The sequence below is a fragment of the bacterium genome (assembly GCA_019912885.1).
Classification (GTDB): Bacteria; Lernaellota; Lernaellaia; order JACKCT01; family JACKCT01; genus JAIOHV01.
In genome coordinates this window covers 1-12,068 of sequence record JAIOHV010000092.1, presented here as the reverse complement: position 1 = coordinate 12,068, position 12,068 = coordinate 1, and the positions used below count along the sequence as shown (strand labels likewise).

The 12,068-nt window shown below is 62.8% G+C and carries 11 protein-coding genes; 7 read left to right on the top strand and 4 right to left on the bottom strand.

The annotated features are described in order from the left end of the window. On the top strand, window positions 1-288 hold a 288-nt coding region (locus tag K8I61_08105), incomplete at its 5' end, for a hypothetical protein (protein ID MBZ0271985.1). Window positions 289-847: 559 nt separating this feature from the next. Continuing rightward, entirely contained in the window at window positions 848-1,165 is a 318-nt protein-coding gene (locus tag K8I61_08100; GenBank protein MBZ0271984.1) for a hypothetical protein, read from the top strand. Between the two features lie 18 nt (window positions 1,166-1,183). On the opposite strand, the gene K8I61_08095 is transcribed toward K8I61_08100, so the two are convergent. From K8I61_08095 to K8I61_08080, 4 genes are all read right to left on the bottom strand, one after another. Next, window positions 1,184-2,461, bottom strand: coding sequence for a hypothetical protein (locus K8I61_08095; protein ID MBZ0271983.1), 1,278 nt, complete (start codon window positions 2,459-2,461; stop codon window positions 1,184-1,186). 114 nt (window positions 2,462-2,575) lie between these two features. Then, on the bottom strand, window positions 2,576-3,895 hold the full coding sequence (locus tag K8I61_08090) for a B12-binding domain-containing radical SAM protein (GenBank protein ID MBZ0271982.1): 1,320 nt from the start codon (window positions 3,893-3,895) through the stop codon (window positions 2,576-2,578). A 111-nt stretch (window positions 3,896-4,006) separates the two neighbouring features. Further along, the gene (locus tag K8I61_08085; GenBank protein MBZ0271981.1) at window positions 4,007-5,083 is read right to left on the bottom strand and encodes a c-type cytochrome; all 1,077 of its coding nucleotides are present in this window, start codon (window positions 5,081-5,083) and stop codon (window positions 4,007-4,009) included. Window positions 5,084-5,188: 105 nt separating this feature from the next. Next, on the bottom strand, window positions 5,189-6,871 hold the full coding sequence (locus K8I61_08080) for a hypothetical protein (protein ID MBZ0271980.1): 1,683 nt from the start codon (window positions 6,869-6,871) through the stop codon (window positions 5,189-5,191). Between the two features lie 422 nt (window positions 6,872-7,293). On the opposite strand from K8I61_08080, the gene K8I61_08075 reads away from it, so the two are divergent. The 5 genes from K8I61_08075 to K8I61_08055 all read left to right on the top strand — a co-directional run. Then, window positions 7,294-7,977 carry a metal-dependent transcriptional regulator gene (locus tag K8I61_08075; GenBank protein MBZ0271979.1) on the top strand — a complete coding sequence of 228 codons (684 nt, stop codon included), beginning with the start codon at window positions 7,294-7,296 and terminating at the stop codon, window positions 7,975-7,977. Window position 7,978: 1 nt separating this feature from the next. After that, window positions 7,979-8,926, top strand: a complete 948-nt coding sequence (locus K8I61_08070) for a zinc ABC transporter substrate-binding protein (GenBank protein ID MBZ0271978.1) — start codon at window positions 7,979-7,981, stop codon at window positions 8,924-8,926. Between the two features lie 68 nt (window positions 8,927-8,994). Continuing rightward, on the top strand, window positions 8,995-9,771 hold the full coding sequence (locus tag K8I61_08065) for a metal ABC transporter ATP-binding protein (GenBank protein ID MBZ0271977.1): 777 nt from the start codon (window positions 8,995-8,997) through the stop codon (window positions 9,769-9,771). Then, window positions 9,768-11,180, top strand: coding sequence for a metal ABC transporter permease (locus K8I61_08060; GenBank protein MBZ0271976.1), 1,413 nt, complete (start codon window positions 9,768-9,770; stop codon window positions 11,178-11,180). The genes K8I61_08065 and K8I61_08060 overlap by 4 nt, the downstream gene beginning before the upstream one ends. Then, on the top strand, window positions 11,177-12,068 hold an 892-nt coding region (locus K8I61_08055), incomplete at its 3' end, for a metal ABC transporter permease (protein MBZ0271975.1). The genes K8I61_08060 and K8I61_08055, both read left to right, overlap by 4 nt.

Genomic DNA, 12,068 nt, shown 5'->3' with positions numbered 1-12,068 from the left:
TTCCTCTACATCCTCACGCCGATCCCGGGCACGCCGCTGTACGACCGCATGGAGGCCGAGGGCCGCGTGCTGACGCACGACTGGTCGCGCTTCACGTCCGAGCACCTGGACGAATTGTTCGTCGATTTCTACAAGCGCGTCTTCTCGCGCCGCAACATCGCCCGCCGCTTTTTCCACATGCTCTCGATCCGCCACCCCTGGGGCAGCTTCATGACGCAGCTCTCCATGGCGGTGAACAGCCTGCTGGTGCGCAGGAACGTGATGCGGGGCGTGTTGCCGTATTACTAGGAAACAGGAAATAGGAAGCAGGAAATAGAAATCGCCGCGCGTTGCCGTGAGGACTGAGCGTCATCCGCGCGCCGTCATCCTGAGCACGTGCCGTCATCCTGAGCGAAGCGAAGGATCCGGCCGGCCCCGGCTGACGGCGCGTTATGCCCGACGCGGGGCTGACCGCTCGCTGGCGCTCGCGGCACTGACATCGCCGACACAAGACGCGTTTCATTCTGGGGTGGTACAACCCGCGCACTCCGTTTCATTGCGTTTGCGGCTCCGACATCGCGACGCACACGCGCTCCGCCGCGACATCGCGGCCGCGTACCAAGGTGTCAGGGCCGCAAACGCAGTCCCGCTACGAGCGGGACGGAGGAGTGCGCGGTCGCTTCCTTCCTCGCAAACCGCTTTCAAAAGCCGCGTCGATTCATCGGCGACGCCATTTTTCGACAGGCGCGCGCCCTGCTGCGCCCGGCTCGACCGCGCTCGGATTATCACAAGATAACTATAATAGGTGACTGTCCCCTATTTCCCCCGGCTCGACCGCGCTCGGATTATCACAAGATAACTATAATAGGTGACTGTCCCCTATTTCCCCGGCACGCGCCTGTACACGGCGATGAAAAACGCGGGCCGCGTGCTGCACGACGATTTCTGGAAGTACACGTCGTATCGAACGGTGTTCCAGCCGGCGCACTTCACGCCCGAGCACCTGGACGAGCTGTTCGTCAATTTCTACAAGCGCGTCTTCTCGCGCCGCAACATCGCCCGCCGCTTTTTCCACATGCTCTCGATCCGCCACCCCTGGGGCAGCTTCATGACGCAACTCTCCATGGCCGTGAACAGCCTGCTGGTGCGCAGGAACGTGATGCGCGGGGTGTTGCCGTATTATTGACTTCTTGACGTAAGGAGTTCAATTCCCTGCATCTTGAATAATTCTCGATATATTTTCGTCATCCAACACCAAGGTCGCCTTTAAGGGGTTTACTTTCTCAAGCAGTTCAAACGCTTTTCGCGCTTTTTGAGCTTTATTAGCACGACAATAGATGTCAATAGCTCGAGCTAAATGGTCGTCATCGGCGACGCCGCCATCATTCTCGACCATATTCATTAACTTTTCAATATTAATTACGGCGGCATCGAAATTTCCGCATTCCTCTTCATTAATCGATTGGTTATAGTAATAACTGGGGTCTTGGCTTAATGTTAATACAATATTGCCGATGGCGCGAGCATCTTCATGTTTACCGGCGCCATGTAACAATCGTTGATATTGATTGAGCAAAAAAGCACGGTCGTTAGCGCTAATTGAATCGCCATCGCCAGCATCAGATTTCAGCAATTCAATAAAATTGTGAAGCGACTCCAATCCGCGCGATTCTTGATCAAAACGTCCAAGCGCTTGGACATACCCGCCGATAACCACCTTCTGAGTATCGACATCAAGTTCGGACAATATCGGGATAACTTCCTGTTCTAAACGCTGAGCTGCAACCGTCGATCCCATCGCAGCGGTGATAGCCAATACATTTCGAATAAATGTGTTGCGAGGTGTTATGGATTCAATTCTTGGCAAAATTTCTTCTGCAAGTGCCACATCAGATTGCGACCGTGCATATTTAAACGCCCCGTCAAGGCCAAGATTTCGAATGACCTCCATGATGTGCGGGCTAGAATTTCTTGTTTCCCGCCGCTGAGTAGGCACCGTAATTTCATTAATTTTTCGTTCGATACGCTTAATTGCATCGGCCAACGTGGCTAAAGATTCGCCTGAGCTTTTTTCGCGAAATCCTTCAGATATCATTTTTTCGACAACAGTCTGAATACTTTTTACTGTGCCTCTGATTTCTCTGCCGCTATCAATGTTGTAAAAGATCGTTCTTATAGTTGTTATGTCAAATGGTAGATTTTCGCCGTCACGTGCTAGCATGATGTATGGTTTTCCCGTTTCGTGGCGCCTGCCACATTCATACATGACATTTGCGTTGTGTCCGGTAATATCTATAATACATAAATCGGCATTTTGAACTAACTCAATAATTTCGGAAGTGATTGACGTTACGGTTGAGATTTTGTCGGCGCGAATTATTTCAAATTCAAATTTTTCCAGGGATGGTTCAACAATAAGATCAAATAGATCGTCTGCATCTTTTCTGGCGTCGGAACCTTTGTCTCCGATCTGGGAAATCACGAAACAAACACGCCTAACATCCATTTCCGCCTCCGACGGTCAGGTTTGCGATTTTCGTAACACCAAAAATCCACTTTGTCAAATGAAAATGAACAACGGTGCATATTTCTTTTCTCACCAATACGTCGGCCACCGGTGCCTGACCGCCCGCCCCACGCTCATGCCGACCGCGAACGCGGCCGTGCGGATGGCGAGGTCTTCCTTGAGGTTGGAAAAGCGCGTCGTGGGGATGGTGCGGCGGAAGTTGTTGCGGAAGTTGAAAAGGCGCCCGGCGAGGTTGAAGTAGAGATCGTTCAGCTCCGCGGGCGTGAAGTTCTTCGGCTGGAACACCGTGTCGTACGACGTGAAGCGCGACCAGTCGTGCGTCAGCACGCGGCCCTCGGCCTCCATGCGGTCGTACAGCGGCGTGCCCGGGATCGGCGTGAGGATGTAGAGGAACGGGATCACCTTGTTCTCCGCGAGGAAGCGGTAGGTGTGTTCGTAATCCTCCACGCACTCGTCGTCGAAGCCGAACATCATGTTCGCCCCCACGAGCAGCCCGCGCTTCTGGAACTCGCGGATGCGCCGCGAGAAATCCTGCACCTGGTTGATCCTTCGGTGCACTTGCTGCAAGTGCGTCGACTTGATGGACTCGATGCCGATCCACACGAAACGCAGTCCGCTTGCGACCGCCGCGTCGAGCAGATCGGGATCGTCGGCGAGGTACATGGTGGACTGCGCCATCCATCGCACGTCGAGCTTTTTGAGCGCCTCGAACAGCTCGCGCGCCTGGTCCTTGTGGCCGATGATGTTGTCGTCCACGAACGCGAGGTAGCGGCTGCCCGTCGCCTTCACGTCGCGGACGATTTCGCCGATCGGGCGCAGGCGGTGCTTGCCGCCGTGGAACTTCGTCACCGCGCAGTAGTCGCAATCGAGCGGGCATCCGCGCGAGGATTCGATCGGATAGACCTCCACCATGAACTGGTCTTTCGGCACCAGGTCGTAGCGCGGCGCGGGGTTGCCGGAAATCTCCGGCAGGCGCTCGGCGCGGTAGATCGGCTGCAATCGCCCGGAGCGGAAATCGTCGATCACTTGCGGCCAGAGCTCGTCCGCCTCGCCGAGCACGAGCGCGTCGGCGTGGCGCGCCGCCTCCTCGGGCATGGCCGTTGCGTGAAATCCGCCGAACACCACCGTCTTGCCGTGATCGCGGAACGCGTCGGCGAGCTGATACGCTCGCGGCGTTGTCGTCATCAGCGTCGTGATGCCGACGAGGTCCGCGTCGAAATCAAGCGGCACCGGCTCGACGTAGTCGTTGATGATGCGGATCTCGATGTCTTTCGGCGTCAGCCCCGCGATGAGCGGCAGGTTGAGATTCAGATTGACGGACGCCTTGGGGCGGCGGATCGGCCGGCCCTCGCGATCGAGCTGCGTGGGGAGGATGAGAAGAAGTTTCATGGCCGCTCCCTCGATCAGAATGTAGGAAAGCGATTGTACGCCTTGAATGTCAGCGCCACAACAAAAAAAGGCTCCGCAAGCGGGCGGGGCCAAGCCAGCAACGGATTTCTCTCATGCGGGATCGGGTTTGGGCGTTTTCGCGGTCGACGGCGGAAGCGTGTGTCCGCCGATGTAATCCGCCGGGATGTCGCCGGTGAGCGATGTCAACCACGCCTCGATGGCGCTCACCTCGTCGGGCATCAGCGCGCGGCCGAGCTGGTATTCCGCCATGGTGTTGATGGCGCCCATCAGCGTCATGGTCTTGCCGTCGTGAAAGTAGGGCGCGGTCTTTGCGATGTTGCGCAGCGTGGGAACCTTGAAGACGAACTTGTCGGCCTCGGACGCGGTGATCGCGTAGCGGCCGAGGTCGTCCGCGTTCGGCCACGGCTTCACGGCGCCCGCTTTCTGATAGATATGCCCGCCGATGAGCTCGCCCCGATGGCAGGCGGTGCAGCCGGCCTCGGCGAACTTGTTGAAGCCGTTGATCTCCGCCTCGGTCAACGCGGTCTTGTCGCCCCGCAGGTAGCGATCCCACCGCGACGGCGTCACGAGGCCGCGCTCGAACGCGCCGATCGCCTTGCCGAAGTTTTCGAATGTTACCGGATTCTTTTCGCCCGGAAACGCTTTCTCGAAGGCCGCGACGTATTCGGGCATGGATTTGATGACGGCGAGCACGCGTTTTTCGTCGGGCATGGCCATCTCGACGGGATTCATGACGGGCCCCAGCGCCTGTGCCTCGACGTTGGGCTCGCGGCCGTCCCAGAACTGCGCGAACTGCCCCGCCGAATTGTAGACCGTCGGGCTGTTGCGCGCGCCGAGCTTGCCCTTGTGCCCTGGCGAGGTCGGCTTGTTGTCGACGCCGTAATTCATCAGGTCGTGGCAGGAGCCGCAGGAGATGTCCTGCGCCTTCGAGAAGCGCGCGTCGTGGTAGAGCATCCGCCCCAGGTCCACCTTGGCGTGCGTGACGGGATGGTCGGCGTCGTCGAAGCTTTGCGGAAGCGGCGCGAACGCGGCGAGCGCGGCCTCGTTGATCACGGCCGCGGGCGGATTCGTGAGGTTTTCCGGCGGCGCTTCCTTTTTCGTCTCGCAGGCAAGAAGCACGAGAAGCACGGCGAGAAGCAGGGTCAGGAGAAACGTGAGCCTGGTCATGTCATACCCCCAGGGGAGAATGACCGCGGCGCTCGATTCCTTGTATCAGGGTTGGAAGCCTCGTATGCCTCGCGAAAATTGACGCGCGTCACTTTTCGCGCGCGGTTACGGCCAGAAGCCGCGCGCGGCGAGGTTTTCGAGCATGCGGCGCGTTTCCTTCGACTTCATGCCCTCGGGGTAGAGCCGCAGGTATTCGGTCATATCGCTCCGCGCGGCGGCGAGATCGCCATTTCGATAGTGAATGAACGCGCGCATCTTGTAGCCGCCGAAAAAGTCCGGGTTCTGGGCGAGCAGGTAGTTCGCCTCGTCGATGAGCGCGGCGACGTTGTCGCGATCGCGATGCCCCCACGGACGAAAACGACGCACCCGACGCACCTCGGGCATGAAGCCGGCGCGCAGGAAGATCGCGGCGTTGTAGTCGAAATACACCATCTCCCAGGCGGGCGAATCGTCGAGCATCCGCGCGATGGGCCGGTCCGCGCGCACGATCGCCCAGTCCACGCCGTAGCGGTCGAGCACGTTTTCCCACCCCGGCGCGCCGTGCGACACGCGCAGGTAATCGTCGAGCTTGCCGCCGCGCGCGTACACCTCGAGCCGCCCGTCGACAAACACCTTGAGCGGCGGATCGGTCTTCCACAGGAGGTATCCGCCGAAGTTGTAGTCGTTGTACATCTCGCCGTTCAGGCGATGGCGGTTCACGAATTCCGTCGCGCGCACCGGAAGCGCGTGGATATCGAGATGGATGCGGAAGCCCTCGCGCGCGATGACGAGAAACAGCCCGCCCGCCACCGCCGCGCCGGCGATCAACCACGGCGCCGCGGCCGCGACACGCGGGACGCGCCAGACGCGCCATCCCGAAAAGCGCCGCGCGGCGATGGGCGCGATGAAGAGCATCGCCTCCGAACCATGACGCATCGCACTTGCGGAAAGCCCGGCGAGAAGCAGAAGGCGCGCGCCATCAAACAGGCGATTCTCGCGCCGGCGGGCGATGTCGAAGGCCAGCAGCGCGAACACGAGGGCGAGCGTCCACATCGCCGGATCATCCACGCCGTAGCGGTTCCACTCGCTCACAAAATCCTTGTGCCCGCGAATCTCGCCCATGAACAGGAAGATTTTCGCGCCGAACGGATTGGCGATCGGCGCGAGCGCGTACGCGCCGCCCCACAGCGCCCACGTGCGATACCGGCGGTCGGCCATCGCCCGCTCGGCGCACCAGATGAGCGTCATCGCCAGGCCGAGAACGACCGACGCGTGCAGGTTCGCCCACACGGCGAGCAGCGGAACGATCGCGTCCCGACGTTCGCGTTTCTGAAACCAGAGCAGCGCGGCGATGAGCAGCCAGCTCATGATGTGCGGGCGCATCTGCACGCGCACCATCGTCACCGCGCCGACGGCAAGAAGGACGAGCCACGCCGCGTGGCCGTTTTCGCGCGTGATCCGCCAGAGCAGCAGGAACGTCGAAATAATGATCGCGCCCTTGAGCATAACGAGCGCCGTGACACCGCCCGCGCGATCGGCCAGGTACAGAACCACGCGCGCGAGCCACTCGTGGTCGATGAAAACCGCGTCCGGCGCCGTGTGCGAAAGGTTGTCGACGCCCGACACGCGTCCCGTCTGCCAGACGATCTCGCCGCCGCGCACGTGCAGGCCGGTGTCGTTGTTCCACAACGGGCGGATGCCCGAGGCCGCCACGGCGAACAGGAACGAGATGAGCAGCGCCGCCGCCGCCTTCCGCGACAAGGCAGGCGCGGCGGATGCGGCCGCAAGGGCGAGGGGAGCACGCGTCATGCGCCGGTTTCTATCGGCGGGCGCCGTCGCCGTCAAAGGCCGGCGCGGAATGTGCGCTCGCCCCGTCCGCGACCGCGCCAAACTTCGAGAGCTATAACATTTGGATTGACTTTGACAAACTACGGAGTTAGACAAGACTAAGTTCGCGGTTCGACAGGCTCCGGACCGCCGCGCCGCGATCGGAGCCGCGACCGTGAGGGAGCGGGCGGTATCGAAGCAGGCAGGATGCCTGCGCTCCCGGCGACGGGCACGGAATATCTCCGCGTCCCCCGTGTCTCCTCCGTGCTCTCTGAGTACCGCACGGAAAAATCGTGCACGGACGCGGGCGCGAAAGCGGAAAGGGGAACGGGACGAAGGGCCACATAGCGCATGGCGATTCAACTCAATCCTCAATCCTCGATCCTCGATCCTCGGAGAAACGCATGCCCACCGAAGCCGTCGAAAATTACCTGAAGGCCGTCTGGGATCTGCAGCAGGCGGACGATCGCGCGACAACCTCGACGCTCGCGGACCGGCTCGGCGTCAAGCCGCCCTCCGTCACCGCGATGGTCAAACGCCTCGCGCAGAAGAAGCCGCCGCTTCTGACCTACGACCAGCGGCGCGGCGCCGCGCTGACGCCCGCGGGCGCCGAGATCGCGCTTTCGGTCACGCGCCGGCACCGGCTGCTCGAACTCTTTCTCGTCGAGACGCTCGGCTATCGCTGGGACCAGGTGCACGCGGAGGCCGAAAAACTCGAGCACGCCGTGTCGGACCTTTTCGTCGAGCGCGTCGCGGCGATGCTCGGCGATCCGCGATTCGATCCGCACGGCGATCCCATTCCGACCGAGGACGGATCGGTGCCGGTCGAGTCGGTCGAGCCTCTTTCCGACAGCCTGACCGGCGCGCCGCTCATCGTGCGCCGCGTCCTGCGCGACGATCCCGCGTTTCTGCGCTGGCTGGCCAAAACCGGCATCGTTCCGGGCGCGCGCATCGAGATTCGCGAGCGCGACGAGTTCGCCGACGTGCTCACCGTCCGCATCGAAAACCAGAACCGCACGCGCGCGATCTCAGGCGACGTCGCCCGCGTATTGCTTGTCGGCTCCGCCGTCACAAAAAAGGGGAGATAGGATGACGCGTATCGCGTATTGGATCGCCGCCGCCGTCGCGGTCTCGGCGCTCTTTCTGGCGGCCGGATGCGGCAAGCGCGAAACCGTGCCGGATGCTGCCGCGGGGACGCTGAAGGTTGTCGCGACAACGGGCATGATCGCCGATATCGCTAAACGGATCGCCGGCGATGAGGCGAACGTCACCGCGCTCATGGGTCCGGGTACGGACCCGCATCTCTACAAGGCCGCGGAGCGCGACATCCGCCTGCTCGCGGCCGCGGACCTCGTGCTCTACAACGGCCTGCACCTCGAGGGGAAGATGGGCGAGGTGCTCGAAAGCCTTGCGCGAAAAAAAGCGGTCATCGCCGTCGCGGAGTCGATCGACGAATCCCGGCTCGTCAAGCCGCCGGCGTTCGCGGGCAACTTCGATCCGCACGTGTGGTTTGACGTGTCGATGTGGTCGATCGCCGCCGCGCGCATCCGCGACGCGCTCATCGAGGCGAAACCCGCCGCGCGCGAGGATTTCGAACGGCGTTTCGGCGAGGTCGAGCGGTCGCTGGCGCAGCTTCACGAGTTCTGCCGATCGCAGCTTGCGATGATCCCGGAGGACAGGCGCGTTCTCGTCACCGCGCACGACGCGTTCGGATATTTCGGCAAGGCGTACGGCATCGAGGTCCGCGGCATTCAGGGCATCAGCACGGAAGACGAGGCGGGCGTCGGCGAGATCAACAGCCTCGTCGATTTCCTCGTCGAAAAGAAAATCCCCGCTGTGTTCGTCGAGTCGAGCGTGCCGAAAAAGAACGTGGAGGCGCTCATCGAGGGCGCCCGGTCGCGTGGCGCCGTCGTGAAAATCGGCGGCCAGCTTTTTAGCGACGCGATGGGCGCCGCGGGCACGACCGAGGGCACCTACGAGGGCATGGTCCGCCACAACGTGAACACCATCGTCGAGGCGCTCTCGAAAACCGAGTGATCCGCCCCGGCGCGATGGAGAACGACATGAAAGCCGATCCGCGAACGATCGAGGAAACGAACGCGCCGATGCCCGGCGCCGAGGCCGTCGCGCCGCCGCTCGAGATCCACGACATGACGGTGGCGTACCACCGCAAGCCGGTGCTGTGGGACATCGACGTCACCATCGCGGAGCGGCGACTCGTGGCGATCATCGGCCCCAACGGCGCGGGCAAGAGCACGCTCATCAAGGCGGTGCTCGGCCTCGTTCCCAAGGCCAGCGGGCGCGTTTCAATCTACGGCAAGCCGTATCTGGATCAGCGCCGGCTTGTCGGCTACGTGCCGCAACGCGAATCGGTGGACTGGGATTTTCCCGTCAGCGCGCTCGAGGTGGTGCTGATGGGCCGCTATGGCGAAATCGGCTGGTTTCGCAGGCCGCGCAAGGCGGACGTCGATGCGGCGATGGACTGCCTGGCGAAGGTCGGCATGGCCGAGTTCGCCAAACGGCAGATCAGCCGCCTGTCCGGCGGGCAGCAGCAACGCGTGTTCCTGGCGCGCGCGCTTGCGCAAGACGCGCGCATCTACTTCATGGACGAGCCGTTCGCCGGCGTCGACGCCGCGACCGAAAAGGCGATCCTGACCTTGATGCACGAGTTGAAAGACGCGGGCAAGACCGTCATCGTCGTGCATCACACGTTGCAGACCGTGCGCGACTACTTCGACGACGTGATCCTTCTGAACGCGCGGATCATCGCGCACGGTTCGATCGCCGATGTGTTCACGACCGAAAATCTGCACAAGACCTACGGCGGGCGCCTGGTGCTGCTCGAACAGGCGGCGGAGGCGTTTCGCAGCGCGGTGGAATGATGTCAAGGCGTTTTCCCCTCTTCGCGCTTCTGGCCTTCCTCGCCGCCGAGGCCGTGTTGATTCAGCAGTCGGGCGTCAGCGGCGTGAAGGCCGCGCTCGAACACGCGGCGCGCCTTCTCGGCGTGCCCTACAACACGCTCGTCGTTCTCTCGGGCACGACGCTTCTCGGACTCGCGTCCGGGGTCATCGGATCGTTTGCCGTCTTGCGGCGCCGCGCGCTTGTCGGCGACGCGGTCGCGCACGCCGCACTGCCGGGGCTGTGCGTCGCGTTTCTGCTTGCGGGCACCAAGAGTTTTGCCGTGCTGTTGACCGGCGCGGCCGTCGCGGGACTTCTTGGGTCGTTCGCCATCGGCGCGATCCAGCGCTACTCGCGCATCAAGGCCGATGCGGCGATCGGCATCGTGCTCACCGTGTTCTACGGCGCCGGCATCGCGCTTTCGCGACGCATTCAGGACGATCCCACGGGCCGGCAGGCGGGGCTCGACTCGTTTCTGCTCGGAAAGACCGCCGGCATGGTGAGCCAGGACATCTTGCTCATCGGCCTGGTCGCCGCGAACGTGCTGCTGGTGACCGCGCTTCTGTACAAGGAATTCAAGCTCGTCATTTTCGATTCCGCCTTCGCGCGCGTGCAGGCGTGGCCCGCGTTGGCGATCGAATACGTGCTGTTCGGGCTGCTCGTCGTGACCGCCGTCATCGGCCTGCCCGCGGTCGGCATCGTGCTGATGGCCGCGCTGCTCATCATCCCCGCGGTCGCCGCGCGATTCTGGACCGATCACCTGGGCACCATGCTTGCGCTCGCGGGCTTTTTCGGCGCGGTCACCGGCGGCGCGGGCACGCTCGCAAGCGCGTCATGGCCCGAGCTTCCCGCCGGGCCGATCATCGTCATCGCCGGCGCGATCGTGTTCGCCGTCTCGGCGCTTGTCGCGCCGCGCCGGGGCGTGGTCGCCCGGCTGGCGACGCACTTTCGTTTCCGCGTGCGTGTCGCCAGGCAGAACCTGCTGCGTACGCTCTACGAATTGTCCGAGTCGTCCATCGACGCGCCGCCGCGGGTCGGGTTTGAAATGCTTGCCGCCGCCCGGTCCTGGAGCGCGCCCGCGCTGCGCGCGTGGCTGGCGATGGCAAGGCGCCGCGGAGAGATCGAGGGCGACACGCACGCGGGGTGGCGTCTCACGCCCGCGGGCATGGCGAGGGCCGCGGATATCGTGCGCCGCCACCGTTTGTGGGAGCTTTTCCTCGTGCGTCAGGCGGATATCGCGCCGGATCACGTCGATCGCGGCGCGGACGAGATCGAGCACGTCGTCACCAGCTCGATGATGGCGCTTCTCGAACGCGAGCTGCACGAGGTCGGGCGCTGGCCCGAACCCGCCGTGCCGGTTTCCGTGCATCCGATCCCGGAGGCGCGGGCGTGATGTTCGGCTTCGATCCCATCGCTTTCTGGATCGTCGTGACCGGCGTGCTCGTCAATTGCACCGGCGCGCTTTTGGGCAACTATCTCGTGCTGCGCCGCATGAGCCTTCTGGGCGACGCAATCTCCCACGCCGTGCTGCCGGGCCTGGCGATCGCGTTTGTCGTCACGCAAACGCGCTCGCCGCTGCCGATGCTCATCGGCGCGCTCGCGGCCGGCGTGGCCACGATCGTCCTGACCGAGCTCATCCACACGCGCGTGAAGGTGCCGGAGGATTCCGCGATGGGCGTGGTCTTTACGACGCTGTTCGCGATCGGCGTCGTCATCATCTCGAAGGTCGCCGCGCAGGTGGATCTCGATCCGGGGTGCGTTCTGTATGGCATCCTCGAAACCGCCGCGCTCGACACGGTCGATATCGGCGCGCTCGAAATTCCCCGCATCACGATCACGATGTTCGCCGCGTTCTCCGCGGTCGTCGCCTTCATTCTCCTTTTGTGGAAAGAGTTGAAGATCGTCGCGTTCGATCCCGCGCTCGCGACCACGCTCGGCATCCCCGCGCGCCTTGTCCATTATGCTCTCATGATGATGGTCGCGGGCTTTTGCGTCGCGGCGTTCGAGGCCGTGGGGTCGATCCTTGTCGTCGCCATGCTGATCGTGCCGCCCGCGGCGGCGTATCTGTGCACCGACCGCCTGTCTTTCATGGTCGTCATCTCCGCCGTCATCGCGGCGGCGAGCGCATTTTTCGGCCGTCTCGCCGCGTTTCACCTCGGTACGAGCGTCGCCGCGATGATGGCCGTCGCCGCCGGCGGATTCTTCGTGCTGGCGTTTTTCGCCGCGCCGAGGCACGGCCTGGCCGCGCGTGCCTGGTACAAGATGCGCGTCGGCATGAGGG